This window comes from Streptomyces sp. NPDC002835 (assembly GCF_053591995.1).
The window spans coordinates 40979-66743 of the sequence record NZ_JBSFUW010000030.1 but is presented as its reverse complement, the minus strand read 5'-3'; the positions used below and the strand labels follow the sequence as shown (position 1 = coordinate 66743).

The following is a 25765-nucleotide window of genomic DNA, read 5'->3' as shown; positions in this document are numbered from 1 at the left end:
GCACGATGGTCGAGCGCCACGTCACCCGCCTGCGGCATGCCCCGGGGCCACCGACGAGGGCGGCCATGGTCATTCCTCGGCGCACAACTCACCCGGCGCCGGGGACTCGTCAGAAGGCGCAGCGCGCCCGGCGCCGCTCCCACGCTCGCCGGCCGAGGATGTCCGCACCAGCGCCATCGAGGGTGTGACCCACTGCGAGTACGACCCTGCCCGCCGCTGGTCGCCCCGCGCGGGTGAACGCCCTTGCGGTCGCACGGCACCATATGGCGCGAGTCTCAGCCCGGGCCAGTCCTGGTCTGGTGGTTCGGCGACTGTTAACTGGCTGTGAAATGATCGTACTTGACTGTAACCGATCGGAAGATGTTGACTGCGACTCCCGGCCTCCCAGAGACATGAGGACCATGTGAGCTCTGAGCTTCTCGCCCCGCTGGACCTGGCGTTCTGGCATCTGGAGTCGGCCGGTCACCCCATGCACCTCGGCGCCCTCGCCCTCTTCGGCCCCCGGCCCGGCGGCGGGGGTGCCGACGGCGTTCTCGACCTGCTGGCGGAGCGCGCCGCCGCCATTCCGCGGTTCAGGATGCGGGTGCGCGACGTCCTGGTCCCCGTCGGCGGAGCCGCCTGGAGTACCGCCAAGGACTTCGACGTGCGCCGCCACGTCCAGGACGTGTGCCTGACCGGCGACGATTTCACCGGAGAGGTCACCGCGGCAGCCGGTGAGCTGATGGAGCGTCCGCTCGAACGTGGTCTGCCCCCGTGGGAGATGTACCTCCTGCGCGGCCCCCGAGACGGGGGCTTCGCCGTCCTCGTCAAACTCCACCACGCCCTCGCCGACGGCATGCGCGCCGTCGCCATCGGCGCGGGCATCTTCGACGAGATCGCCGACGCCCGCCGCACCGGGACACGCCGCGCACGCCCCGTGCCCCCGCGTTCCTGGCTCGCCGGACCCCGGATGCTCGCCGACCTCGCCCAGAGCCGTATCGAGGAACTGGGTCGCGCGGTCGGCGTCGGTGCCTCCGTCGTACGGGCCAGCCGGCTCGACCCGCTTGGGCTGCCCGCCCTGACCGCGGCCCCGAGCGGCACCCGACGGCTCGGCACCGCGGTGCTGCCGCTGGACGACGTCCAGCAGGTGCGGCGCGTTGCGGGCGGCACCGCAAACGACGTCCTGCTCGCCGTCGTCGCCGGCGCGCTCCGGCGCTGGATGCATGAACGCGGCGAACGGCTGCCCGCCACGGGCCCCCGGGCCCTCGTACCGGTCTCGCGCCGCCGCCCCGGCAGCCCGCCCGGTGCGGGCAACAAGCTGTCCGCCTACCTGGTCGAGCTGCCCGTCGCCGAGCCCGACCCCCTGGCGCGCGTCGCCTCCATCCGCGACGCCATGGACCGCAACAAAGCGGCGGGACCGACGCGCGGTGCCGGAGCCGTCGCACTGCTCGCCGACCAACTGCCGTATGTGGCCCACCGGTTCGGTGCTCCGCTCGCGGGCGGCGCCGCCCGGATCCTCTTCGACGTCCTCGTCACGAGCGTGCCGCTGCCTCGCTCGACCCTGTCCCTCGGCGGCTGCCCCCTGCGCGAGATCTACCCGATGGCGCCGCTCGCCCGGGGGCAGTCGCTGGCGGTGGCCATGTCGACGTACGCCGGTCAGGTGCACATGGGGCTGGTGGCTGACGGCAAGGCACTGCCCGACCTCGACTGTCTGGCGCGCGCCATGCGGGAGGAGCTGGCTGCCTTGCTGGACGTCGACGGCAGCGCCGCAGCTCGACCGGGCGCGGCGCGATAGATCGGACAGACGACGGGCCTGCTCCGGAACGAGCACGCCGTCGCGGCTCATGGCTCCACCACGATCTTGCGGCCCCGGCCCGCCTGGAAGCGCTCGATGGCCTGAGGATACTGCTCGAGCGGTAGCCGGTCGCTGATGAACACCGCGGGGTCGAGCACTCCGGCGGCGAGCAGGGCGGCTGCGCGCTCGTAGCCGTGGAGGACGGCCATGGAGCCGGAGATGGTGATCTCCTGGTTGTAGATGCGGTAGGGCTCGATGACGGCGGTCGTCGCGTAGTCGGAGACCCCGAACTGGAGGAACGTGCCACTCTTGGCGACCCGGTGTCGTTGCCGACGTGGTCGAGCAACAGGCGGCCGGTGCCGCGCAGTTGGACGACGATGGCGAGATGCGGGCCTGGACCTTCGCCGCGCATCCCGCCCGGCTGCCCGACCTGCGTGTGGCGGAGCTGCCGGAATGGCCGGACCTGCATGCCCGTGTGGCCAGGCGACTCTCGCTGTCCAGCACCCGCCCCGGATGCCGGCACGATGCGCCGGGCCTGTCGAGCTGGGACGAGCCGTCTCCGTCGGCTGCGATGTCGCAAGGCCCGGCGCACAGAGGAGATCTTCGAGGGGGAGCCCCCTTTCAGTGACCGACGTCGTGGTCGCCGGCTTCGACGAGTCCGCTCTCATAGGAGAAGATCACGATCTGGATGCGGTCGCGCAGACCGAGTTTGGTGAGGATGCTCGACACATGCGATTTGACGGTCGCGGCACCAATGAAGAGCTGTTCGGCGATCTCTGAGTTGCTCGCGCCCCGCGCGACGGCGACGACGATCTCGCGCTCGCGGCCGGTGAGTCGCTTCAGGCGGCCCGCCACGGTGGTGTTGACGACACGCCGCTCGGCGAACTGGTCGATGAGGCGCCGGGTGATGGACGGTGCCAGCAGCGCACCACCCTCCGCGACGGTGTGCACGGCGGTGGCGAGCTGCTCCGGCGGAATGTCCTTGAGAACGAACGCGCTGGCGCCGGCGCGCAGCGCCTCGTAGACGTATTCGTCCGGGTCGAACGTGGTCAGGATCAGCACCCGCACGTCCCAATCCGCCTCCCGCAGGATCCGGGAGGTCGCTTCGAGACCGTCCATCTCGGGCATGCGGATGTCCATGAGGATCACGTCCGGACGATGTCGGCGTGCTGCCTCGATCGCCTCGAGCCCGGTCCCGGCCTCGGCCACGACCTCGATGTCGTCGTGGATCCGCAGAATCATGGTGAAGCCCCGGCGGACCAGCGCCTGGTCGTCGGCGACGACGACGCGGATGCTCACGCGGGCTCCTCTCCAGTGGGCAGATGGGCGGTCAGTCGGAATCCGCCACCGGGCCGCGGCCCCGCATCGAGCCTGCCGCCGAGCAGGATGGCTCTCTCCCGCATGCCGACGATCCCATGGCCGCCCACACCCTCGCGGGCAGCGCTCGACACGGCCTGGACGGCGGCGCCTCGGCCGTCGTCGAGCACCTCGACGGTGATGCCGCGGCCGCACTTCTCGCGCCGGAGGTTCACCTCGGTGTGCGTCCGCGGCCCACTGTGCTTGAGCACGTTGGTCAGCGCCTCCTGGACGATGCGATACACCGACAGCTCCACGCGGGCCGGCAGAGGAGTCTGGATCCCGTCGGTGACCGAGACATCCAGCCCGGCCTCACGGATCTGCTCGACGAGCCGGGCCAGATCGGTCAGGCCAGGCTGGGGACCGAGTTCGTCGCGCTCGGCCTTCGGGCGCAGCACTCCCAGCAAGTGCCGCAGCTCGTCCAATGCCTGGCGTCCCGCTTCCTCGACAGCAGCCATCGCTTCGAGGGCCTCCTGGGGATCGTCGGCGGCCACCATCCGGGCCGCGCCCGCCTGCACCGTCATCATGCTCACCCGGTGGGCGACCACGTCGTGCAGTTCGCGGGCGATGTGGGTGCGCTCCTCGGTGACGATCCGGCGCGCCTCGGCGGCCTGCTCCTGGCGTAGTCGGGCAGCGCGTTCCGTACGCAGCCGCAGGCGCCGGCCGATGTACCAGGCCACGAACATGATCAGGGCGCCGAAGCCGATTTCCCCCCAGGGGTTGGAGTGCAGCAGGCCGTCGAGCACGACCGCGGCGACGGCCGCAGCGGTGGCCGCGGTGGTGCCGAGGCTGTTCCGCCGGGTGTCCGCGGCGTATCGCCCGGCGCTGTACAGCCCTACGATCACCATCCCGCCCATGGTGGCGTAGCTGGTCCCCATCGTCGCCGCCCAGGCGAGGAGTGTCACGGCCAGGACCCTGACAGGTTCGCTGCGACGCCAGTAGAGCGCTCCGCCGGCCACGGCGAACAGCAGCAGGACCGGAACGGGTACGTCGGTGATCGGACGGACGGCGATCGCATCGCCCGGGGCCTCCTCCAAGAACACAGTTGCCAGGAACATGGCGAGCGCGAGGACGGCGTCCGCGGCCCGCGGCCAGCGGACGAACGGGCCGCGGAACCTGACCGGTTCGCTGCGGATCGGTGCATCGGAAGGCCCCGCCGTGCGGTTCATCATCGCTCCATCAAGAGGCATCCGCTGCCCTGACCTCGATCATCAGTGCACCTGGCAGGCCATCGTAGTTCCAGGTCGGACGCGTAGTCACCCGCCGACAGGCGGATCTGGGCCTCCGCCGCCAGGGGGAGGTGCCGCGTCGATCTCCCCGCCCCGGGCTGGAGGCCGGAACCCCTCCGGCGGCCGGGGACAGCAACGTCGCCGGCGCCCACGATGGAGCCGCTCACGATTTCTGCCACCGCGCGCTGAGAAGAGACGACGGGCGGCAGCCCTCTGACAGGAGCCCACGCATCCATGAACCGATTCACCCGTCGCATCGGCAGAGCGAGCGCCCGCCGACCGTGGGCCACGATCGCCGCCTGGGCGGTTGCCCTTTTCCTCGTGCTGCCCCTGGCCGGCACGGTCGGCGGCTCGTTCGTCGACGACCTGGTCGCTCCCGGCAGCCAGAGTGAGGAAGCGATGGAACTGCTCGAAGAGCGCTTCCCGGAAGCATCCGGCGGCAGCGCCATGGCGGTTTTCGCCGCACCGGAAGGGCAACGCCTTAAGCGCCACCGGCCCGCCCTCGACGCCGCGGTCGCCCGGATTTCCAAGGTGGACCACGTCGCATCCGTGGCCAATCCCTTCACCGCCGGCACGATCTCGCCCGACGGGCGTATCGGCTTCGCCCGGATCACCTTCGACGTGCCCCCGATGGACGTGGGTCCCCAGCAGATCGATGCGCTGACCGGTGCGATCGAGCCGGTTCGGGATGACGGGGTCGTTGCCGAGCTGGGCGGTGACGCCATCTTCGTCAATGCCGAAACGCCGACATCGGGTGCGGAGGCGGCAGGCCTGCTGACCGCACTGGTCATCCTGGTGGTGGCGTTCGGCACGGTCGTGGCCGCACTGGTGCCCATCGCACTCGCCCTGGTGGCCGTCGCTGCGGGCCTGGGCAGCATTACGCTGCTGGCCAACGCGATGGACGTCTCCACCGCCGCCCCCACCATCGGCGCGATGATCGGCCTGGGTGTCGGAATCGACTACGCCCTGTTCATCGTGGCCCGCCACCGCGAGAACCACGCCGCCGGCCAGGACAACCCCACCGCTCTGTCCAACGCCATGGGATCCGCAGGCGCGGCCGTCCTCTTCGCCGGCGGTACCGTCGTCGTGGCGATGGCCGCCCTCGCGCTGACCGGCCTGGGCTTCCTGACCTCGATCGGCCTGAGCACCTCGCTGGTCGCCCTCTTCGCCGTGGCGACCGCCCTCACACTCCTGCCGGCCATGCTGTCACTCCTGGGCGATCGCATCCACAAGGGACGACTCACGGGCCGCAAGCGCCCCGTGAAGAAGCCCGAGGACACGGCGTGGTGGCGTTTCGCCCACCGCGTCTCCGGCCGACCGTGGCCGTACCTGATCGTCGCCTCTGTGGCGTTGCTCGCGCTGGCGGCCCCCGCGGTGCGCATGGAGACGGGCTTCCCCGACGCGGGCAACGATGCGTCCACCACCACCCACCGCCGCGCCTACGACCTGCTGACGGAAGGTTTCGGCCCGGGCTTCAACGCTCCGCTGCTGGTCGTCGCCGACCTGCGCAGTCCCGGTGTGGACGCCCAGTCCATCCCAGAGCTGTCCGAGCGCATCGCCGCCGATCCCGGCATCGCCACGGTCGGCGAGCCCCAGACGTCCGCAGCCGCAGACACTGTGGTGCTGCCCACGATCCCCACAACCGCCCCCGCGGACGCCGAGACTTCGCAGACCCTCGAGCGTGTCCGCGACCTCGTCCCGGACAACGTCGCCGTGTCCGGCATGACCGCCATGACCGACGACCTCACCCGGCAACTCGCCGACACCCTGCCGGTGTTCGTCGGCGCCATACTGATGGCATCGTTCCTGCTGTTGATGCTGGTGTTCCGCTCCATCGTGGTACCCCTGAAGGCAGCCGTGATGAACCTGCTGTCCATCGGCGGCGCCTACGGCGTCGTGGTCGCCGTCTTCCAATGGGGCTGGCTGGGAGACCTGTTCAACCTCGAGGGGACATTCCCCATCGTCTCGCCCCTGCCGACGATCTTCTTCGCGGTCCTCTTCGGTCTGTCCATGGACTACGAAGTCTTCCTGCTCTCGCGTGTCCGCGAAGAGTACGACACCACGGGTGACAACACCGAGTCGGTGGCGCGCGGCATGGCGGCCACAGGCCGTGTGATCACCTCGGCCGCTCTGATCATGACGGTGGTGTTCCTCAGCTTCGTCGCCAATCCGTCGCCGCTCGTCAAGATGATGGGCCTGGGCCTGGCCACCGCGATCGTGCTCGACGCGACGATCGTACGGATGGTGCTCGTGCCCGCGACCATGGCGCTGATGGGGCGCGCCACATGGTGGCTGCCCCGCTGGCTCGACCGCCGGCTGCCCCGCATCGGCGTGGAGAGCCCTGACGTCCCGCCTGAGCCCGAGCCGGTACTCACCCCTGCGTCCAGGAGCAGCTGATGCCACGGTCCCGGCGCACTGCGACCCACCCTCAAGAAACCGCCGGCAACAAGGAGTTCCCCATGAAGGCCGTCGTCCAGGACCGGTACGGCTCCCCTGACACCCTGGCCGTCAGGGAGGTCCCCCAGCCGGTGCCCACCGACAACCAGCTAGTGGTACGCGTCCACGCCGCCGCGGTCAACGCCTACGACTGGCACGTCATGCGGGGCGACCCCTACCTTGCGCGCATCATGCTCCCCTCCGTGTGCGGACCCAGCGGACCGAAGAAGAAGATCCGGGGCAGGGACTTCGCCGGCCGGGTGGAAGCAATCGGAAAACACGTCACACGCTTCCGTCCAGGCGACGAGGTCTTCGGTGACCTCGGGGACGACAGCGGCGCCTTCGCCGAACACGTATGCGTTTCGGAAGAGATGGCGGAGCGCAGACCGGCCAACCTGACGTTCGAGCAGGCGGCCGCGATACCACTCGCCGGGAACACCGCTCTCATGGGCCTGCGCGATCTGGCCCGGGTGAAGCCGGGCCAGAAGGTCCTGATCAATGGTGCGTCAGGCGGCGTGGGGACGTTCGCCGTACAGATCGCCACAGCATTCGGCGCGGAAGTGACCGGCGTGTGCAGCACACGCAACGCCGACCTGGTCCGGTCGCTCGGCGCGGAGCACGTCATCGACTACACCCGGGAAGACTTCACCCGCAACGCACAGCGCTACGACGTCGTCTTCGATCTGGTGGGCAACCGGACATTGACCGAATGCCGACGCGCCCTGGCACCCAGGGGAGTACTCGTGCTGTCCGGCGGGGGCCCTTCCAACGGCGTCAGCCTCATCGGGCCGATGGGAATCATCCTCAAGGGGCAGGTGCTGGCCCCTTTCGTCCGCAGTCATAGGCTGCGCGTCCTCACCGCAACGCCGCGCAAGGAGAACCTGGCGGCGCTCAGGGAGCTGGCCGAGTCCCAAGCGATCACCCCGGTCATTGACCGGACCTACCCGTTGAGTGAGGTACCCGAGGCCATCCGCTACCTCGAAGGCGAGCATGCTCGCGCAAAGGTCGTCATCACCCCCTGACCACAACCAACACGCTTGGTGGTGATCGAGGTGGGCAGCACCTGTGCGCCAGGGGCAACCACCGACAACATCGTTGAACGAGTCCCCAAAGAACCGACCGGATGGGGCAGCGACGGGTAGTCCAGGCCACCGCCGAGGACGGCAACCAGGCTCCGTTGCGGGTGCGCCGCCCGTGCTGCCCGACACAGCGCGGCTGGGAAATTACGTGGCGTGCCCCGCCACCGGGAACCACGACGCGCCGGACACGTCTGCCGTGCGGCACCTGACACGCGAACCAACTTGCACCGTCTGCACAGCAGCTTCGGCCACCGCATCCCGCCGAGGTTCGCTGTCACAGGTCAAGGGTGTCCTGTGACAGCGAACGCCGAGTCATACCGATGAAGTTTGCTTGCGCAAGCCCATCAGGAGTGTGGTGTGGGTCCGCGATGCCTGTGCTCACGGGTGGCCACGCCCTCGGGTACCGCCGGGTCCTGGCCATCGGCCATGCGTCGGGTCAGCTCGCGCAGTCCGATCTGGACATCCCGAGCCCACCGCACTCGCTCGGTCAATTCCTCGTCAGGCAGGCTGCGCACGTCCAGCACGTGGACCGCCTGCCACAACTGCCCGGCGACATAGGACTGCACCTGCCACGTGCGCTTGAGATCCAGCCTTCCGGCCGCCTCGTTGGCCTCCCGGCCGACGTCGAGTAGTTCCTTGATCAGGTGTGCAGAGTTCGAGGAGTTGGCGCCGGACGTCTGTGCAGCTCGGGCGCTGTTCAGCAGTTCGACGTCGCGCCGCCGTCGCTTGTCCGTGAACCGGCGGTAAACCCCGCCGATCACAGGCGTCCACCGCAGTCGCTCGCGAAAACCTTCCTGGCGTCGCACCGCCGCCAGGAGCCGACGATCGGCGCCCTCCGGAAAGAACCACACATTGGACACTTCGGCCCCCTCCGCAGCCCAGACACGGGCTCACCCAGTATGCAGGGAAGGTCAGCGAACCGCTCCGGTTTGCCAGATGCCGGTGATTGTGTCCGGCGCCCGTACCGCCTGCTGGTCGGGGGTCGTGGTACGGATCTGCTTGCCCGCACTGCTCCGGACAGGCCCGACGCACTGGCCGGCCCGGGCATCCTCGGCCGCGCGCGGACCGGTCGGGCAAGACCCTCGCTTTCGGGCCGGCCGTGCTCGCCCGTACGGCGGGCCGGGGCCGCCGAGCCGAAGCAGTCGCGCGGGCCGGTCCTCGTGCCGACCCGCGAACTGGCGCAGCAGGTGAGGGACGCGCCGGCCCCGTAAGCCCAGGCGCTGAAGCGGCGGCCGGCGGCGGTGGTCGGCGGGTTGTCGATCGGGCGGCAGGCGACGGAACCGCCGGCCGGCGCCGACGTGGTCATCGCGACTCCGGGGCGTCCGACCGACCTGGTGGCGCGCCGGGACTGCCACCGGGACCACGTGCGGATCACGATACTGGAGCCCGGATCACCGGCGGCGGACGCCGCCTCCACCTGTGAATCTCCGCAACCTGGCCCTGGCGGCACGAGCTGACCGGCGCAGTCGCCCGCTCGCGGTCCCGCCACGGCCGTCCATCCGACTCGCGACACCGCCCCTGCCCGCCCACGACCCGAGGAATCCTGGAGCCCCCGCCCCAAGCGTCGGCCCCCAGCCATGGCACTCTGCGACCGGCCACCGATACCACCCGGCCACCGCGATCAGGTCCAGCTCAGCCATCCGAAGCGAAACAGGGAGGTCAGGGGTCAGCGCCGGCGGGCGATGGCCTCGAGTTCCCGCTTGAGCCGGGCGATGGCCTCCTCGGCCGTATCGCGCTGGGCCATGGCGTCGTGGACGACGGCCTGGATCACGAGGGTCACCTGATCGTACTGCGGACTCTTGGGCCGCGGCTTCGCCGCCAGCACGGCCTCCCGGAGCGTGGGCAGGTAGGGGAACTGCCGCACCAGCGACGGGTCGTTGTAGAGATCGGCCCGTACCGGTGGCAGGCCGCCGTCGATGAGGACCTGCCGCTGCACCTTCTGGCTGGTCAGGTAGACCAGGAGATCGGTTGCGGAGTCACGGTGACGGGAGTCCGCGTTGATCGCGAGATTGGAGCCGCCGAGGATGCCCGCTGCATTCCCGCCCAGTCCCGGCAGCGGCGTCACACCGAACTTGCCTGCCACCTCCGAGTCCTTGCCGCCGGCCAGGGCGTGCACGTAGGGCCAGTTGCGCAGGAAGAGGAGGTGACCGTCCTGGAAGGCCTTGCGGGACTCCTCCTCCTTGTAGGTGAGTGCCTCCTTGGGGATCCAGCCGTCGCGGACACCCCGGGTCAGGAGTTCCAGGCCCTGACGTGCGGCGGGAGAGTCGACAGTCACTCGCCTGCCGTCGTCGACGAGGATCGTGCCGCCTGTGGACTGCATGGCCTCCGCAGCGTTCACCGTGAGCCCCTCGTAGGGAAGGAACTGCCCGGCATAGCCGTCCAGGCCGTACTTCGGTGCCACCGTCTTGGCCAGTCGCTCAAGCTCGGCCCACGTGCGCGGCGGTTTCTCCCCCTCTTTCTCCAGCACGTCCTTGCGGTAGTAGAGGAGGCCGGCGTTGGTGACATAGGGCAGCGCATAGAGGCGGCCGTCGAACGTGGCGGTCTGCACCACCGGCGGGAGGAACTGCTTGATCGGGAAACGGTCGGCGTTCAGCGGAGAGATCCAGCCTGCCGCGGCGAATTCCGAGGTCCAGGCCACATCGATGTTGAGCACGTCGTAGCGGGCGCTGCCGGACCGCAGACTGGTGGCCATCTGCGCCCGGACCTCGTCGGCTGCCTCCGGGAGTTCGACGAGGGTGACCTTCTCGCCGGGGCGGGCCTGGTTCCAGTCCTTCAAGACCCCTTCCAGGTATCCGGTGAGGTCCTCACCGGTTACCAGGGTCAAGGGTCCTCTCCTGGCAGCGGACTCGTCGGTCCCACAACTCACGGCGCTGAGGCTGACGTAGCCGGCGCAGACCAGCGCAGCGAGGAGGAGTCCCCGGCTGGCGGTTCCTGTCCACCGCATGGCTCCTCCTGGTGCAGCGATGCCAACTCGCCGGGCGGCCGTGCCCTGGATATCCGTTGTGTAGTGGAATGCTGACGGCGTGGAGACGGGTGCAGTGATACAGCTCGTCAGGCAGACGTACGCTGGATACCCGTTAGGTAAGCGGAATGCTCGACTGTGCGGACAGGTCCGTAGCCTTCGGCCGCATGCCGGGCCGGGGGCACCTGCGGCAAATTTTACGCCGGGAAGGGAGGCGGGCGAACGTGCGTCTCCACCTTCTGGCTCTTCTGGCGAAGGGTCCCGCCCACGGCTACGAGCTCAAGCAGGCTCTGGAGAGCCTGCTGGGCGCCGCGTACCCTCAGCCGAATATCGGGCAGATCTACGTCACCCTCGGCAGACTGGAGAAGTCGGGACTGATCGAGGGCGAGGACGTCACCCAGGAGAACCGCCCGAACAAGCGCATCTACCGGCTCACCCCGGAGGGGCGTAAGGCGGTAGCAGCCTGGTTCGAGAAGCCCACCGACGAGCCGCGGGTGCGGGACGAGTTCTTCATGAAGCTCGCCCTGGCGCCGGACTCGGGAGTGGCCGACCAGATCGCGCTGATCAACCAGCAGCGCCGCCACTACCTCAACACCATGCGTGATCTGTCGAAGCTGGCAGCGACCGAGGACCGGGACAACCGGCTCGCGCAACTGCTGATCGAAGGGGCGATGCTGCACCTGCAGGCGGACCTCGACTGGTTGGAGCGCTGTCAGGAGGAGCTGGAATGAATCGCGAGGCGTCTTCCGGGAGCGGCGCCGACGAGACCGCCTCCCCGAGCGGCGGGAAGGAGTCCACCGAGGCCGAGCCTCTTCTGCGGGCGGAGGGCCTGGTCAAAACGCACCAGACCGAGGGCGCCGCAGTCAGGGCCGTGCGCGGGGTCGATCTGGGTGTGGGGCGCGGCGAGTTCCTCGCGGTGACCGGCCCCTCCGGAGCGGGCAAGTCGACGCTCCTCCACCTCCTCGGCGGACTCGACCGGCCCGACAGCGGGCGCATCTGGCTCGACGGCCGGCGGGTCGACGGCTACAGCGAGGCCCGCTGGGCCGTGCTGCGCCGACGCAGCATCGGGATCGTCTTCCAGTTCTTCAACCTGGTCTCCCACCTGACGGTGGCGGACAACGTCGATCTGCCCGCGCTGCTGGCCGGCAAGACGGCGCGGCACGCACGGGAGGATCGCGCCGAGCTTCTCGCCGAACTCGGGCTGGAGGGCAAGGAGAACAACACGCCCGGCGAGCTCTCCGGCGGCGAGCAGCAGCGCGTCGCTCTTGCCCGCGCCCTGGTCAACCACCCCGCCCTGCTCCTCGCCGACGAGCCCGCCGGCAGTCTGGACAGCAAGGGCACCCGCGAAGTGCTGCGGCTGCTCTCCCGCTTCCATCAGCGCGGCCAGACCATCGTGCTCGTCACCCACGACGCCCGGATGGCAAGCGCCGCGGACCGGGTCATCAGCCTCTTCGACGGCCGGATCATCGACGACGCCGTACTCGGCCGCGAAGGCCCGCGCCGTGGCGGTGTGTCCGGAACGCTGGAACTCGAGGGCTGAACCATGCGTGCCGTGGCGCTGTGGGTGCGGGCCGATCTGCGGGTGCGCCGCGGCGAGGCGCTGTTCCTGGTCCTGGCGACCGCCGGGATCATCGTCTCCCTGCTGCTCGCCGGGGCGTTCCTCACCTATGCCGCCAACCCGTGGCAGCGGGTGTTCACCCAGTCCTCCGGTGCGCACGTGTGGATCCAGACGAAAGCAGGTTCCGACCCCAAGGAGCTGGCCGGGCTCGATGGAGTGCGGGCCACGTCGGGACCGTTCCTCATCGGCCCTGGCACTGCCGACCTCGCCGGGAGCAGAGCGGCGGTGCAGTTGCGCGCCGCCACCTCGACCCCGCCGGAGGTGGCCAGGCCGCTGATCACCTCCGGGCGCTGGCTGGCCTCCGGGGCCGGCGACGAAGTGGTTCTGGAGAGCTCACTTGCCCGCGCGCTGTGGGCAGAGCCCGGCGACAGGCTGCATGTGCGTGGGGACGGCGCAGCCGCCGCCACCCTGCGCATCATCGGCATCGCAGATACGGCGGAGCCCCCGTACGAGCCGGGAGAAGTGCGTGGTGTGGCATGGGTGCCCACTGCCACGTTCTTGCGGCTCGAGCCCGGCGAGCGTCATGAACAGGTCATCGGCCTGCGGCTCGCCGATCCGGAGCACACCGGCTTCGCCGTCCAGCGTGCGGTGACCGAGCTCGGCGCCGACCAGATCTCCGGGATCTCCACCTGGCAGGAGGCCCGAGCCGCCGCCCAGGGAAGCGATCGCCTGCTCGGACTGCTGCTGGGCGTCTTCGGCCTGGGAGCTCTGCTGGCCGCAGGATTCGCCGTGGCGGGCGCTGTCAGCACCAGAATCCGCAGTTCGCTGCGCGACATCGCCGTACTGAAAGCCATCGGCTTCACGCCCGTGCAGCTGATCCGAATGTTCCTGGCCGAGTATGTGACGCTCGCGCTGCTGGGCATTGCCGCCGGGACGCTCCTGACCGAGCTGCTCGGCGCCCGGCTGCCCGGCCGGGCCGGCGACGCGGTGCAGTTCTGGCAGGCCCTGCCCGGACACATCTGGGTGCCTGCGGGGATCGCGGTGGGTGCGATCCTCCTGATCGCCGCAACGACCAGCTCTGCGGCCTGGCGGGCAGGCCGCGTATCGCCCGTACCCGTCGCACGAGCCTCCGTCCCCGCCACCCGGCGGATGTCCGGCACCACCCGTCGGGCTCTGCGCCTGCGCCTGCCGCCCGCCCTTGTCCTCGGCTGGCGCGGCGCCTTCCAATATCCCCTGCGGGCCTGCGCGGCGGTCGCCCGGCTGGCCGTGCCCATCGTGCTGATCACGATCGCCCTGGGCACCTGGTCCACCCTCGACCGGCTCGACAGCGCCCCGCAGGACGTCGGGATCGCCGCCGCCCTCACCGCCCGTGGCGAGGACCTCGACGACACCTCCCTGCGGAGGTTGGCGACTGCGGACCCCGCCGTCATCGCGACCTATCCCGGCGCCGACGTCGCGGCGCTGGTGCCCGGCCAGACCGGCACGATCACACTCCGGGGCCTGGGCACCACGGCCCACCCTTATCCCTTTGCCGTGGCCGAAGGCCGCCCGCCCGACGGCCCCGACGAGGCCGTCGCCGGACAAGGACTGCTGGACCTGCTCGATGTCGAAGTGGGCGACTGGGTCCGCATGACCGTCCGAGGCGCCCCACAGATCATGCATATCGTCGGCCGCATCGTCGAGCCCGAGGACAACGGACGGGTGATCTCCACTTCCCTGGACACTCTGCGCGAGCGCGACCCCGCACTCCAGCCGGACTTCTACGCCCTCCTCCTCAAGCCCGGAGCCGACCCCTCCGAGGTCGGTGACCGACTCTCGGACCGAGCGTCGGGACGGCTGGACATCCGCGAGAGCGCCAACGCCGCCGACGAGCTCTCCTCCGTACGCCCGGTGATCGCCGGACTGATCGGCGTGCTGGCGCTGATCGGGCTGGCGGAACTGTCCACCACCATCGCCGCCGGCGTACGGGACCGACGGCGTGACCTGCTGGCCCTGAAAGCCATCGGACTGACACCCCGCCAGATCATCGCGGTGATTGTGGCAGGCACCGGTTTCATCGCCCTGGCAGCCGCGCTGGTCGGTACCGGCCTGGGGCTCCTGGCCTCCCAATGGCTCATCGATCTCCAGGCCGCCTCCAGCGGCATCGGCGCGGGCATCGCCCAGCTCCCGCCGCCCGGCGCCCTCATCCTCCTCGTCGCGGCGGCAGTCACCGGAGCGGTCGCCGTCTCGCTGCTCCCCGCCCTGCGGGCCGTCCGGCACCGTCTCGCGGACACCCTCAGCGACACGCTGTAACAGACCGCACGCGCAAAGCGTGACGCCGGAACGACCCGCCCCGCTCAGAGGCGCCGGAGCGACCGTTGCCTTCGGTCGGGCTGGTCCGGCCGCCGGTCGCGCGAAAGTGCCTTCCCGGGCTGGGGCGCTGAACCTTGTCGAGGGTTTGACCGTCGTCGGCGGAAGGCGCTTTCTGCAAGCAGGTTGTCGGCTCCCGTCCAGGCTCGTGGTGTCCGCCGACCGGACGGGGGCGGGCGTGCCAGGGGCTCGGTTGCTGGCGGATCTCGCCGATGCAACCGGCTGACCAGTGCCTGCTCAGAGCACTCTGCGGCGGCTGAGGCCGCGCGGTACCGGCCACGACCTGGGACGGATCGCACTGATTTCGCGGTGGTGATCGCCGACCGCGCTGCGACCGTCACGGACCCGGCCGTCCTGTGCGACCAGAGCGAGGTGTTCGGCGCGGTGGCCTCCACGCCAACGGCATGACGGCTGCATCGCCGGCATGGACGAGGCCGTCCCGCTGCATTCGGCAAGGGCCGAGGCCAGGGACGTGGCCTGGCTGCACGCCGCTGAGAATGGCGAGGTCGTAACGTCGATGCGGGCACACGGACGTCGCGGGCAGGGCCGGGAAATGAGTACCTTTACGCGGCCCGCGGCACGTCCGCGGCGACGGTCCGGGTGACGCGCAGTCCGACGCCGCAGCGCCAGCTGTCGGGTTGGGTACGGATGTCGGTCCACTCGGCCAGACACTCGACGATCCCCAGCCCGCGCCCGTGTTCCTGGTCGGCGTAGGTTCCGCGGGGCCGGGGCAGGGCGGTGGACAGCCCGGTGTCGACGACGTCGATGGCCAGATCCTGGGCAGCCAGCGACACACTCACCGTCATCTCGGAACCGCCGTGCTGCGCGGCATTGCCGGCCAGTTCACTGACCACCAGGACAGCGCTGTCCCGGTCCGGACCGGTCACACCCCAGCACTTCAGGAGGCCGGAGACGAAAGCCCGGACGGTGCGGACCCGGCAGGGCTCCGCGGGGAGGGCGATCATCGCCCGCCGGAACGTGTCCTCTTCCCGCCCGGCCGGAACCGCAGGCGACGCGGGCGGGGCAACCGGCGTGCGCCCCGGCAGGGGGCGGAGCCCGCTTGATGTGATCGCTGAACCGACCTGGGTGGAAAACATGACATGCCTCGCTGACCTCAGCCATCCGGGCGGACCCGACACGCGTCCCCGCGTGACACACCGCTCGGCAGTATCAGGCACGAGCGCCAGGAGAACTCCCGGCCGGCCGGCGATCAGCCGAGCATCTCGTGCGGGTCAAGCTGTTCTAGATACATGTTATGTATGGCGTGCAGGGGAAGTCAACGCATCATTGAGGAAATCGGCAGGAAACACACAACAGCCTCCACCTGCAGGCAAAACACGGTTAAGTAAACCGATAGGTATCCGGGCCGCCCTCAAGGCCGCTGTTCGAGGCAGTCGCGGCACCCCAGGAGGTGCAGCCGCGCCCACCCGCACGCCGCCGCCACCGGCCGAAAAGGGCGATCCACCAGCCGGACGAACCGGACGATCACACCCTCGGCCGATCCCGGGGAGGACTGACCACCAAAGTCCACCTCGCCTGCGACGGCCGTGGCCGGCCCTCGCGATCCTGCTGACACCGGCCAACGCCACGACAGCATCTGCGCACGCCCCTTTCTGGAACCATCCGCGTCCCGCGCACCGGTCGGGGACGCCCACGCTGCAGGCCCGACCAGGTCATCGCCGACAGGGCCTACAGCTCCCGAGGCTTCCGCGCCTACCTGCGCCGACGCGGCATCGCGCACACCATCCCGGAGAAGACCGACCAGATCCCGGAGAAAACCGACCAGCGAAGACACCGGCACAACCGAGGCCGGCGCGGAGGCCGCCCACCGGCATTCGACCGGCAGATCTACCGTCGGCGCAACATCGTTGAGCGTTGTTTCAACCGGCTCAAAGGCTTCCGCGGAATCGTCACCGGATACGACAAGACCGCCACTTCGTACGAAGCAGCGGTCAGTCTCGCGTCATTCCTGCTCCGGGCAAGATCCGTTTGAAGACGGACCCATGCCCTGGGGGAGACGGACCAGCATCTTGCCGGTGTTGGCGCCGCGCATCATGGACAGAAAGGCGTCGACGGCGTTCTCGATGCCGTCGACCACGGTCTCGTCGGCGACGAGGGAGCCGTCGGCGATCCATGCGGCGGCCTGCCGGATGTAGTCCGGCGCCAGGTCGGCGTGGTCGGCGACGTTCATGCCGCGCAGGGTGATCCGCTTGCCGATGGCGAGCGGCAGGTGGGCGGGGCCTGCGGGCAGTTCGGTGGCGTTGTAGCCGGAGATCGCGCCGACCAGGGCGACACGGCCGCGCAAGTTCATCACCTGGAGCGCGGCGTCGAGATGGTCGCCGCCGACGTTGTCGAAATAGACGTCGATGCCGTCCGGGGCGGCCTCGGCGAGCTGCCTGGCGACACCGCCCGTGCGGTAGTCGATCGCTGTGTCGAAGCCGAAGTCCTTCAGGAGCCGCTCGGTCTTGGCCGGGCCGCCGGCCGAGCCGATGACCTTCGACGCGCCGAGCTTGCGGGCGAGTTGCCCGGCGACCGAGCCGACCGCGCCGGCCGCACCGGAGACGAAGACGACGTCACCGTCCTGGACCGGGGCGATCTCAGTAAGGGAGGCCCAGGCCGTCAGACCGGTGGTGCCGAGCACACCGAGGTACGCGGAGGCGGGTGCGAGGCCGGTGTCGACGACCTGGACGGCGGCGGCGTCCAGCAGGGCGTACTCGCGCCAGCCGTCGAAGTGCGCGACCACTGCGCCCACGGGCGCGGTGCCGGCCCGGGAGGCGACGACGGTCCCGACCGCCGACCCCGTCATGACGTCACCGAGCTCGAACTGCGGGATGTAGGACTCGCCCTCGTTCATCCGGCCGCGCATGTACGGGTCGACGGAGAGGAAGTCGTTGCGTACGACCACCTGCCCCGGGCCCGGGTCGGGCACCGCGGTGGTGACGAAGGCGAAGTCGGACGGCTTCGGCTCACCCGCCGGGCGGGCGGCGAGGTGCCATTCACGGCTGGAAAAGGGCATGGCTGAGCTCCAGAGAGAGCGAGAGAGGCGATGAGAGGGAGTAGAGAGGCGTGAGGGCGGCCAGGTCAGGGACCGGCGGCCAGGGGCGGATCCAGCAACCCGGCGAGCAGCGCGCGAGTGGAAGACTCCAGGAGTCGTTCGCCGTCAGGCACGGCCTCCAGGCCGATGACCAGGGCGATGCAGATGTCGGCGGCCTCGGCCGGCTCCACACCGTCCGGTGCGCCCGCCTCCCGGAAGAGACCGATCAGCAGGTGCCGTAGATCGCCCGTGAACGCGGTACAGATCCCGCCGAACAACCGGGCTTTGGCATCGAGGAGTTCGGCGGTGTGCGGTGACGGACCGCTGAGTTGCAGGACCAGATTGAGCTTGGCCGCCAGGACGCCCCGGACGCGGTCGGCGTAGGTGACGTCCTGGTCCGCGGCCGCCTGCCGGGCCCGGCCGAGCGCCTGGTCGTGCAGACGGGCGGCGAGCTGGCGGAAGGCGTCGTCCTTGCTCTGCACGTATTGGTAGACCGCTGACCGGGACACGCCCATAGTGGTGGCGATGTCGTCCATCGTGGTGCGCCGTACGCCGTACCGGGTCAGGCAGTTGTAGGTGGCGTCGAGGACCTCTTCGAGCCGGTCGGCAACCATGGTCAGGCCAGCTTCTTGAGGACCTCGACCGCGATCAGGGCGGAGGAGGACGGGTTCTGACCAGTGACCAGGTTGCGGTCCACGACGACGTTCGGTGCCCACGGCTCGCCGACCTGGACATCGACACCGGCCTCGACGAGGCGGGTCTCCAGGAGCCACTTCGCCCTGTCGGCGAAACCGGCCTGGGCCTCCTCGGCGTTGGTGAAGGCTGCCACCTTGTAGCCGGCGAACGCGTTGGAGCCGTCGGCCTTCTCCGCGGCCAGGAGCGCGGCCGGGGCGTGGCAGACGACGGCGAGCGGCTTGCCCGAGTCGAGGGTGTCGATCAGGATCTGACCGGAGGCGGAGTCGACGGCGAGGTCCTCCATGGGGCCGTGGCCGCCGGGGTAGAAGACGGCCGTGTAGTCGTCGAGGTCCACGTCCTCCAGCGTGATGGGGCGCTGCAGCTCGGTGAACGAGGCGAGTGTGGCGGCGACCTGGTCGGCGCCCTCCTGGCCGCCGTTGACCTCGGGCGCCAGGCTGCCCTTGTCCACGGTCGGTACGACGCCACCGGGGGTGGCGACGACGATCTCGTGGCCTGCGGCCTTGAACGCCTCGTACGGGGCGGTGGCTTCCTCGGCCCAGAAGCCGGTGGAGTGCTTGGTGCCGTCCGCCAGCGTCCAGTAGTCGACGCCGGTCATCACGAAAAGAATCTTCGACATGGTGAGTCACTCTCCGAGGGTGTGGGGGCCCGCTCGAGCGCGGGGGATGGGATCGCACGCTCCGACGCTCTGCGAACGCTGACGTTCCGAGTTCAGATCGTCAGTGCGGCGATGTCCTCGAAGGTAGGTCCACCGACCCACCAATATCCAATGTGGAATCCGATGCCTGACATTGGGTCCTCTATGGATGGAGGGGAGTATCCCTGGACAGGCCATGAGCTGTGGTGATGGTCAGACATTCGACGACTGCAGGTCCCGGAAGGTGCGCCGCTGGGCGAGCGGAGACACGCCGGCGGCGGCATGCAGGTGGTGCCGCAGCGAGGTGCCGGTGGCGAAGCCGACCTGCCCGGCGATCTCGGCCGATGCCAGGGTCAGTGGATTCCAGGGGCGACGTGCCCGGGCGACGCGCTGGACGAGCCCCGGCCCGGGCTCATGCCGACCTCTTCACCGAAGCGGCGGACGAAGGTGCGCAGGCTCACGCGGGCGTGATCGGCGAGCTCGGCCGGGATCAGCGGCTCATGGAGGCTTTCGAGCGCCGCACGGCGGATGGCGGCCGTTCCGTCCGCCGAGATCTCCGGCACCGGCTGCTCGATGCACTGCGCCTGTTCTCCGTCCCGCCACGGCGGGACGACACAGGCGCGCGCGCCACCCTGTTTGGCGACCTCACTCCGTGGTCATTGCGTACGAGGTGCAGGCAGACGTCGACCCATGATGCGACGCCGGCGGAGGCCGGCATGCCGCCGTCGTCCGAACGGGACGTCCCGATCCAGTGACACCTGCGGGTATCGGGCACGGAAGGTGTCCGAGAGTGCCCAGTGGTGGTGGCCGGCCGTCCAACAGCCCGGCGGCCGCGAGGAGGGAGGCACCGGTGCAACGGAAGCCATGCGCATGCCGGCAGCCTTGGACGCGAGAGCCGCCGCTGCGACCGCGGGCGCCGGGTCGGTTCCCCGGCAGGAGCGAGACCGAGGGTGCCGCCAGAGCGCAGAGCGCAGAGCACAGGGCGCAGGGCGCAGGGCGCAGGACGTCGAGGAGCAGGCGCGGGTGTCGGCGGCCGCGTCCGCGTCGAGGCCCTGCTCGTGTAGGCCGGCCACGCCGCGACGAACGCGATCGCCGACCTCGTGGCGACAGGCGCCCGGGGTCACCTTCCCCCTCTCCGAGGTCGGCAAGCACTGGTCATGGGGACGGCTGCGGCGAGGGATCCTGGAATGAGGGAACCGCACCCTTCACCAGCCCCATAGGAGTCACCTAGAGTTGCTTGGGTGACACATAGGAATTCCGATACGAACCACCAGGTGTCGCCGCATGCCGTCACGACACCGCACCCGGCGGATCTGAACCTCCTGCGTACCTTCCTCGCGGTCTATCGTGCCGGGTCCTTCACCGCTGCCGCCCCGCTGCTGGGCCTGTCGCAGCCCACGGTGACCACGCAGATCCGCACCCTGGAACGGCAGACCGGGCGCGCGCTGTTCGAGCGGCTGCCGCGCGGTGTCGCCCCGACACCGGTCGCGGACGAGCTCGCGACCCGGATCGCCGCGCCGTTGGACGCCCTGGCAGGCGCGACCGCCTCCGCTTCGCCCGAGGACAGCCACGCCGAGCCCGTCCACCTTGCGGGCCCCGCCGAACTGCTGTGCACGCGTGCCCTTCCCGGGCTCGCACCCCTCGTCGCCGACGGCGTACGGCTGCGTGTGACCACGGGCCTGACCGACACCCTGCTCGATGACCTGCGCGCCGGCCGCCATGACCTGGTCATCGCGACCACCCGTCCGCGCGGCCGGACGCTCACCGCCGTCCCGCTGATGGACGAGGAGTTCGTCCTGGTCGCCGCCCCCGTTTGGGCAGACCGGCTCAAGGAGCGGCTGGCTGCCGAGGGCCCATCGGCCCTGCATGTTGTGCCTCTGGTCACCTACGCCGAGGACCTGCCCATCGCGCGCCGGTACTGGCGCCATGTCTTCGGCAAACGCCTTGTCTGCCGAGCCGCCGTCACGGTCCCCGACCTGCGTGGTGTGCTGTCCGCGGTCACGGCGGGCGCGGGCTTTACCGTCCTGCCCCGATTCCTGTGCCTGAACGAACTCGCCTCCGGCGCTCTGGTTCCTCTGCACGAGACCGACGACCCGCCCATCAACACCGGTTACCTCGTACAGCGGCCCGGCGGCACGCAGAACCCGCACGTTGCTCGCGTCCGTGACCACTTGCTGCAGCTCGGCCGTACCTGGTGAAACCGGCGCAGAATCGGCGGAGCACATGTCGGTCCCTGAGCTGCTCCTCCCGAGGGTTCGGGCGCCCTTCATCCTTACTGGTCGTAGCCGGTCCCGAGCCACCAGGTGCCCGCGGCAGCGAGAGGCCCCGGCAGCCGGCGCAACGTCGAATGCGCCTCACCTCCTCCGTGAGCAAGCCCTGATTGCGCTGCGTATCCCGGCCATGGCGCCCCCTGGGGCACCTGTGACACAGATCCGGGTCGCCCACGTCCAACCTGGAGAACTCCGACGAGACCGCTGCGCGCGCGCACGCCCGTCGCGGGCTGTACGCATCACGCTGATGAAGCCGCAGATCGCGCCGCTGCGGCGGATATCGCCTGCTCCCAGGAAGTCCACGGCAGGAGCGTCCCGGCAGCCGCGGGGCCCGGGCCCATCCGGCGGCGGCCGGTTACTCGCGAGGCGACGGGACCTTGGCTGCGGTGTGCGCCTCCGATCGACTCCCTCTGCTGGTTGCCGGCACAGAAGGCTGCCTGTCGAGCCGATCGAAGGATTTCCTGCCCATCCGGGGTGCGATCCAATTAGCAGTGCTGATGTTGTCGGCCGCCGACGGGGTGTCCGCCCCATCCATGAGGGCGTCGCGGCGGCTCAGCGGATCCGCAGAGACCGCAGGGATGAGGCACTGGCACCGTACGGGGGTACCGAAAGATTACTGTCGGGTAGCCGGAAGCTGGCAAGACGCGTGCAGGAAATACTTCGGACCGGCCGCCCCTCGCTCTTCGCCGTGACCGCTCCAGTCGCAGCGGACGGCGTGTCTGACGGGGGCCACGGCAAGACACTGAGCCCCGGTGCCGGTAACCGGCACCGGGGCTGACGGGCACGGATCCGCGCTCCAGGATTCGCGCCGCGGACCGCGTACGGCAGGCGGCCTGGGCCTTCAGGCGACGCAGGAGGGCAGGAAGGCCGGGTCGGCCGGACCGGTGCGCTGCAGCGCGTGCAGGACCCACTGGTGGACCACGGGGTCGTTGGGTGCCTGGTCGTGCTCAATGGTGTTCAGCGGGCAGGCGTCCTGGAGGGTCACATTGGTGACCTCGCGGGCGGAACCTTCCAGGAAGGCACTGGTGTACGGCGTGACCACCTCGTCGTACTTGGTGGTCACGACGGTGTAGTCGGGGCCGGGGGGCGTCTCGTCCTTGGCGTTCAGGTCGGTCAGGAACTGCGACCCGGCCTGCTGCTCGTCGCATGCCGGACAGGCGCTGTTCTCGGACCCGTCAGGCAGGGGGATCAGGCCCTCCGTGCCGTGGTTGGAGGGAACGATACCGACCAGATCGTCCACCCTCGTCGCACCGCCGAGGTTCTTGATGTAGTAGCGGGGCATCATCCCGCCCTGGCTGTGTCCTACGAGGTCGACTTTCCGTGCACCGGTGGCCCCGAGCACCGCGCCGACGAACGAGTCGAGCTCCTCCGCCGACTCGGCGATGGGCCCCATGGCGTTGCCGCCGTAATTCAACGCGAAGACGCAGTATCCCGCGCTCTTGAGCGTCGGGCTGAGCGTCGGCCAGTTCTTGGCCATGGTCTCGAACGTTCCGTGCACGAGCACGACCGGGTCGGGATGCTCGGCGCTGGGCCTGCACGACCAGTCATTGGCGCCGGGCGGAGAGACATCGGTGGTGTCGGCGACGGCGGACGGAAGGGGCTGGGCGATGGCAGCGGTGACCGCCAGAGCGGCGGCGGCAAGGATCGGGCGCAGTTTAGACACGGGTGTCCTCCTGAGGCGAGCGGGAGCGTGAACCACAGGTCGTGGCTGCGGTGGTCGGCGGCGGTGGTTCCCGGCCTGCCCCCGGGGACGGTGCTGATGGCGTCCGTTCGCCGGGACCAGAGGGTGGCTCCCTTGAGGGAATAAGAACCCGAACGCCGTTCGACATTGTCGTGCGGTGCCGCGATTTTGCGCGTACGTTACCCGCGTGTCAACCCTCGGGGGTCCGCCGCGCCCGTTCCGACCGGCTCGGGAGCCCGCCCGGTCGGTTCGCGGTGATCATCGAGGGCAAGCACTACGTCCCGTCCGAGTCGCTGCACCGGCAGTACCCCACGCCGGGCAAGCCCGGGTCCCTGTTGCTTCTGGGAGGGAGTGGACCGCGTAATACAGCCTTGAGGCCGACGGGCTGACGAATCCGCATGCCGTCCGGCACGACCCAAACGAGGCTCCGGCCCCCGAAAGGACTCGCGGCACCATGCCCGAGCGGCCCCGCCCTGTCCTGCTGCGGCCGGACGGCGCCCTTCAGGGCGTCGTCGCCCTCCGGCATCCCACCCGCCGCTGACCGCCGTGGGTCCTTGCAGGTGCTCAAGGAGGTCTCAGGCGTGCTGTCCTGGGCGAACGTGCCCGACCCGGACGGCAGCCCCACCCCCACCCGCGACCAGGTCTCGGGAGCCAAGCTCTTCAACGGTGGGGAGGGCTGTTACTACCGGTCCGACATCTGCAACTTCACCACCAAGGGCGACAACCGCGTCCGGGCGTACAACGCGGCCACCAACACCCTTGCCGTGGTGTACGACGACAACGTCTCCGGAGCCCCACTCGCCGGCGTGGACAACATCACCGCCGCCACCGTCGGCGACCTGTACGTGGCCGAGGACGGCGCCAACATGGAGGGCTGCATCATCACCCCCGACGACATCGTCGCCCCTTTCCTGAGCGTGACCGGCCAGTCCTCCTTCGAGATCCGTGGACCGGCGTTCAACCCCGCAGGAAACCGGCTGTACTTCTCCTCCCAGCGCGGCACCTCCGGCTCCAGCACCGGCGGCACCACCTACGAGATCACCGGCCCCTTCCGCACATCCCTGTGACCAACACCGTCCGCATCCATCGATGACCGGGGCGGCGCGAGCGATGTGTCACTCCGCATGGCCCGCGCCGCCCGGCTCTGCCCGGGGGTGCGCGTCCTCCCTGGCGGTCCGCTTCGCCGCCCCCACCCGCCCGGCCCCGGCCCGCAACCGGCGGGCCACGGCATCGCTTCGGCACAGCACGTGCCGCCACGACGGCCCGCACCGGAGTTGGCGCCGACCCCCTCTCCGGCTCCGTTCATTTGGGCCAGACCGCCGAAGAAATCCTCGAATCCCTCGTCCACTTCTGCCGGCGGATCTCCGGGCGCAGGGACACTGGCTAGGCACTCTTGCGGGCGATGCGGGTCACGGCGAGGCCCAGGCGGCGGTCTGGTGGGTCGCCGGGCATCTCAGTGAGGCTGAGCTCTTCCGCCAGCCGTCGCAGGTGGACGTCGACGGCGGACTCCACCAGGTCTGCGAGCGCCGCCGCGGTCCGGCGGACCCGCCGCCAAGCCACGAGCCCCGTCACGACGGCGGCCACGGCGGCCGGCCACCAGAAGCACCCGAGCACGGCATAACAGGCGGCCCACACGGATCCGGCCACGGCGGCGTCGAAGCGGGTCCGCACGGCGCGCAATTCCGCCCTGACGTCGTCCGGCAGCACCAGCCACAGCCGGGGCCAGCAGGCGGCGAGGTCGATGCCGTACTGGTGGTCCAGGCGGACAACGGTGGCTGCGAGCCGGTCGCCGGTGTACGTGGGCCGGCTCGGCAGGGCGAGCGCGATGCGGTCACGGCGGGTGGTCTCCTCATGGATGTGCCGGCGGACAGGTTCTTCCCGCTGGCGCGTCGGATGGGCGGTTCGCAGTCGAACGATGCCCTCGTGGATCTGGTTCCAGCGCTCGGCCCGGCGGGCGGTCAGCCGGTCGGCCAGCGGGCGGGCCGGGCCCGGCCAGTCGCCCGCCCAGATCCGTACGGCACCTTCGCCGGAGGCCCGTACAACCATCCCCACGGCCACGGATGCGAGGACGATCACCGCGACGGCGACGAGCTGCCCGGCTGTGGGCCAGCGTCCGGCTTCCACCGCCCAGTGACCGACCCGCTCCCGCAGGACAGGCCAGTCGAGGGCGCGGGCCTGGCCGAGCACGGCGGCAGAGGCGGTGGCTCCCACGAACAGCAGGCCGGGTGCCGCCAGCGCCAGCATCCATTTCTCGGCCAGTTTCTGGCCGAGGCCATCGAGAACCGGGGCCACCGGTTCAGGCCTCCATGATGCGCAGTGGCCTGTCGCGCCACCAGCAGCGTCCGCCGGCCGGTATCTCTCCGCCCGGCTTCCGGGGCTCGTTCAGACCGCACCTCCCGTCCGGACAGCGGTAGATCTCACCGGCGGCGCGGGCCACGAGTCCGGGGAACGGGTCTCCTGGTTCGTACCCGGGCCCCGCCTCCGGTTCGTACCCGCGCACCGGACCCGTGTGGCCGGTCAGTACATGCTCCTCGATGCCCAACACGGCGATGGCCTGCCGCACCGGGGCCCCCTCCTCGAACACGGACCGTAGGACGGCGCGGAGTTCGGTTCCCCGGCCCCGTGTCTCCATCTCCTCGGTCAGCCACTCCAGCGCCCCGCAGAGTTCGGCGCGCCATCTGCGTTCGTCGTCCATCCCGGCAACTCC

19 protein-coding genes and 5 pseudogenes are annotated in these 25765 nt (G+C 70.1%); 11 read left to right on the top strand and 13 right to left on the bottom strand.

From position 1 onward, the window contains the following. Positions 1 to 403: 403 nt before the first annotated feature. The gene (locus tag ACWD01_RS27305; RefSeq protein ID WP_451165439.1) at positions 404 to 1774 is read left to right on the top strand and encodes a wax ester/triacylglycerol synthase family O-acyltransferase; all 1371 of its coding nucleotides are present in this window, start codon (positions 404 to 406) and stop codon (positions 1772 to 1774) included. A 47-nt stretch (positions 1775 to 1821) separates the two neighbouring features. Here ACWD01_RS27305 and ACWD01_RS27300 read toward each other — a convergent pair. After that, a pseudogene (locus tag ACWD01_RS27300) lies at positions 1822 to 2094 on the bottom strand (alcohol dehydrogenase); the annotation flags it as partial. Between ACWD01_RS27300 and ACWD01_RS27295 the strand changes: the two are divergent. Continuing rightward, positions 2091 to 2252, top strand: a pseudogene (locus tag ACWD01_RS27295) (VWA domain-containing protein); the annotation flags it as partial. The pseudogenes ACWD01_RS27300 and ACWD01_RS27295 overlap by 4 nt on opposite strands. A gap of 143 nt (positions 2253 to 2395) precedes the next feature. Here the strand turns inward: ACWD01_RS27295 and ACWD01_RS27290 are convergent. Then, on the bottom strand, positions 2396 to 3073 hold the full coding sequence (locus ACWD01_RS27290) for a response regulator (RefSeq protein WP_451165438.1): 678 nt from the start codon (positions 3071 to 3073) through the stop codon (positions 2396 to 2398). Further along, positions 3070 to 4302: a sensor histidine kinase gene (locus ACWD01_RS27285; RefSeq protein WP_451165437.1), complete on the bottom strand. Its 1233-nt coding sequence runs from the start codon at positions 4300 to 4302 to the stop codon at positions 3070 to 3072. Before ACWD01_RS27285 ends, ACWD01_RS27290 begins: the two co-directional genes overlap by 4 nt. A gap of 291 nt (positions 4303 to 4593) precedes the next feature. Between ACWD01_RS27285 and ACWD01_RS27280 the strand changes: the two genes are divergently transcribed. Continuing rightward, positions 4594 to 6756 carry an MMPL family transporter gene (locus ACWD01_RS27280; protein WP_451165436.1) on the top strand — a complete coding sequence of 721 codons (2163 nt, stop codon included), beginning with the start codon at positions 4594 to 4596 and terminating at the stop codon, positions 6754 to 6756. A 62-nt stretch (positions 6757 to 6818) separates the two neighbouring features. Continuing rightward, complete coding sequence (locus tag ACWD01_RS27275) at positions 6819 to 7817, top strand: NAD(P)-dependent alcohol dehydrogenase (RefSeq protein WP_451165435.1); 999 nt, start codon at positions 6819 to 6821, stop codon at positions 7815 to 7817. 401 nt (positions 7818 to 8218) lie between these two features. On the opposite strand, the gene ACWD01_RS27270 is transcribed toward ACWD01_RS27275, so the two are convergent. Further along, positions 8219 to 8734: a hypothetical protein gene (locus ACWD01_RS27270; protein WP_451165434.1), complete on the bottom strand. Its 516-nt coding sequence runs from the start codon at positions 8732 to 8734 to the stop codon at positions 8219 to 8221. Positions 8735 to 8842: 108 nt separating this feature from the next. On the opposite strand from ACWD01_RS27270, the pseudogene ACWD01_RS27265 reads away from it, so the two are divergent. Further along, positions 8843 to 9280 (top strand): annotated as a pseudogene (locus ACWD01_RS27265) (DEAD/DEAH box helicase); the annotation flags it as partial. A 260-nt stretch (positions 9281 to 9540) separates the two neighbouring features. On the opposite strand, the gene ACWD01_RS27260 reads toward ACWD01_RS27265, so the two are convergent. Further along, complete coding sequence (locus ACWD01_RS27260) at positions 9541 to 10818, bottom strand: ABC transporter substrate-binding protein (protein WP_451165433.1); 1278 nt, start codon at positions 10816 to 10818, stop codon at positions 9541 to 9543. Positions 10819 to 11060: 242 nt separating this feature from the next. Between ACWD01_RS27260 and ACWD01_RS27255 the strand changes: the two genes are divergently transcribed. The 3 genes from ACWD01_RS27255 to ACWD01_RS27245 are packed head-to-tail and all read left to right on the top strand — an operon-like array spanning position 11061 to position 14686. Beyond that, the gene (locus ACWD01_RS27255) at positions 11061 to 11567 is read left to right on the top strand and encodes a PadR family transcriptional regulator (protein WP_451165432.1); all 507 of its coding nucleotides are present in this window, start codon (positions 11061 to 11063) and stop codon (positions 11565 to 11567) included. Continuing rightward, positions 11564 to 12376: an ABC transporter ATP-binding protein gene (locus ACWD01_RS27250; protein WP_451165431.1), complete on the top strand. Its 813-nt coding sequence runs from the start codon at positions 11564 to 11566 to the stop codon at positions 12374 to 12376. Before ACWD01_RS27255 ends, ACWD01_RS27250 begins: the two co-directional genes overlap by 4 nt. 3 nt (positions 12377 to 12379) lie before the next feature. Next, on the top strand, positions 12380 to 14686 hold the full coding sequence (locus tag ACWD01_RS27245; protein ID WP_451165430.1) for an ABC transporter permease: 2307 nt from the start codon (positions 12380 to 12382) through the stop codon (positions 14684 to 14686). Positions 14687 to 15306: 620 nt separating this feature from the next. Here the strand turns inward: ACWD01_RS27245 and ACWD01_RS27240 are convergent. Further along, complete coding sequence (locus ACWD01_RS27240; protein WP_451165429.1) at positions 15307 to 15708, bottom strand: ATP-binding protein; 402 nt, start codon at positions 15706 to 15708, stop codon at positions 15307 to 15309. A 632-nt stretch (positions 15709 to 16340) separates the two neighbouring features. On the opposite strand from ACWD01_RS27240, the gene ACWD01_RS27235 reads away from it, so the two are divergent. Next, complete coding sequence (locus tag ACWD01_RS27235; protein ID WP_451165464.1) at positions 16341 to 16736, top strand: transposase; 396 nt, start codon at positions 16341 to 16343, stop codon at positions 16734 to 16736. On the opposite strand, the gene ACWD01_RS27230 is transcribed toward ACWD01_RS27235, so the two are convergent. The 4 genes and pseudogenes from ACWD01_RS27230 to ACWD01_RS27215 all read right to left on the bottom strand — a co-directional run. Next, positions 16707 to 17759, bottom strand: coding sequence for an NADP-dependent oxidoreductase (locus tag ACWD01_RS27230; protein ID WP_451165428.1), 1053 nt, complete (start codon positions 17757 to 17759; stop codon positions 16707 to 16709). The genes ACWD01_RS27235 and ACWD01_RS27230 overlap by 30 nt on opposite strands. A gap of 65 nt (positions 17760 to 17824) precedes the next feature. Further along, positions 17825 to 18391 (bottom strand): TetR/AcrR family transcriptional regulator, encoded by a 567-nt coding sequence (locus tag ACWD01_RS27225; protein ID WP_451165427.1) that lies wholly within the window; start codon positions 18389 to 18391, stop codon positions 17825 to 17827. 2 nt (positions 18392 to 18393) lie between these two features. Beyond that, positions 18394 to 19089 carry a type 1 glutamine amidotransferase domain-containing protein gene (locus tag ACWD01_RS27220; RefSeq protein ID WP_451165426.1) on the bottom strand — a complete coding sequence of 232 codons (696 nt, stop codon included), beginning with the start codon at positions 19087 to 19089 and terminating at the stop codon, positions 18394 to 18396. 231 nt (positions 19090 to 19320) lie between these two features. Beyond that, positions 19321 to 20033: pseudogene (locus tag ACWD01_RS27215) on the bottom strand (GlxA family transcriptional regulator); the annotation flags it as partial. A gap of 348 nt (positions 20034 to 20381) precedes the next feature. Between ACWD01_RS27215 and ACWD01_RS27210 the strand changes: the two are divergent. After that, positions 20382 to 21305 carry a LysR family transcriptional regulator gene (locus tag ACWD01_RS27210; protein WP_451165425.1) on the top strand — a complete coding sequence of 308 codons (924 nt, stop codon included), beginning with the start codon at positions 20382 to 20384 and terminating at the stop codon, positions 21303 to 21305. A 913-nt stretch (positions 21306 to 22218) separates the two neighbouring features. On the opposite strand, the gene ACWD01_RS27205 is transcribed toward ACWD01_RS27210, so the two are convergent. Next, positions 22219 to 23040: an alpha/beta fold hydrolase gene (locus tag ACWD01_RS27205; RefSeq protein ID WP_451165424.1), complete on the bottom strand. Its 822-nt coding sequence runs from the start codon at positions 23038 to 23040 to the stop codon at positions 22219 to 22221. 566 nt (positions 23041 to 23606) lie between these two features. Between ACWD01_RS27205 and ACWD01_RS27200 the strand changes: the two are divergent. Continuing rightward, positions 23607 to 24125 (top strand): annotated as a pseudogene (locus ACWD01_RS27200) (translocation protein TolB); the annotation flags it as partial. 316 nt (positions 24126 to 24441) lie between these two features. Here ACWD01_RS27200 and ACWD01_RS27195 read toward each other — a convergent pair. Both ACWD01_RS27195 and ACWD01_RS27190 read right to left on the bottom strand, forming a co-directional pair. Further along, complete coding sequence (locus ACWD01_RS27195) at positions 24442 to 25350, bottom strand: hypothetical protein (RefSeq protein WP_451165423.1); 909 nt, start codon at positions 25348 to 25350, stop codon at positions 24442 to 24444. A gap of 4 nt (positions 25351 to 25354) precedes the next feature. Next, positions 25355 to 25753: a hypothetical protein gene (locus ACWD01_RS27190; protein ID WP_451165422.1), complete on the bottom strand. Its 399-nt coding sequence runs from the start codon at positions 25751 to 25753 to the stop codon at positions 25355 to 25357. Positions 25754 to 25765: the final 12 nt, after the last annotated feature.

What these genes read in the sequence shown, in the direction of transcription:
- ACWD01_RS27285 (WP_451165437.1), bottom strand. Translation starts at nt 4,302, where the DNA reads ATGATGAACCGCACGGCGGGGCCTTCCGATGCACCGATCCGCAGCGAA.
- ACWD01_RS27280 (WP_451165436.1), top strand. Translation starts at nt 4,594, where the DNA reads ATGAACCGATTCACCCGTCGCATCGGCAGAGCGAGCGCCCGCCGACCG.
- ACWD01_RS27275 (WP_451165435.1), top strand. Translation starts at nt 6,819, where the DNA reads ATGAAGGCCGTCGTCCAGGACCGGTACGGCTCCCCTGACACCCTGGCC.
- ACWD01_RS27260 (WP_451165433.1), bottom strand. Translation starts at nt 10,818, where the DNA reads ATGCGGTGGACAGGAACCGCCAGCCGGGGACTCCTCCTCGCTGCGCTG.
- ACWD01_RS27250 (WP_451165431.1), top strand. Translation starts at nt 11,564, where the DNA reads ATGAATCGCGAGGCGTCTTCCGGGAGCGGCGCCGACGAGACCGCCTCC.
- ACWD01_RS27245 (WP_451165430.1), top strand. Translation starts at nt 12,380, where the DNA reads ATGCGTGCCGTGGCGCTGTGGGTGCGGGCCGATCTGCGGGTGCGCCGC.
- ACWD01_RS27240 (WP_451165429.1), bottom strand. Translation starts at nt 15,708, where the DNA reads ATGATCGCCCTCCCCGCGGAGCCCTGCCGGGTCCGCACCGTCCGGGCT.
- ACWD01_RS27230 (WP_451165428.1), bottom strand. Translation starts at nt 17,759, where the DNA reads ATGCCCTTTTCCAGCCGTGAATGGCACCTCGCCGCCCGCCCGGCGGGT.
- ACWD01_RS27225 (WP_451165427.1), bottom strand. Translation starts at nt 18,391, where the DNA reads ATGGTTGCCGACCGGCTCGAAGAGGTCCTCGACGCCACCTACAACTGC.
- ACWD01_RS27220 (WP_451165426.1), bottom strand. Translation starts at nt 19,089, where the DNA reads ATGTCGAAGATTCTTTTCGTGATGACCGGCGTCGACTACTGGACGCTG.
- ACWD01_RS27190 (WP_451165422.1), bottom strand. Translation starts at nt 25,753, where the DNA reads ATGGACGACGAACGCAGATGGCGCGCCGAACTCTGCGGGGCGCTGGAG.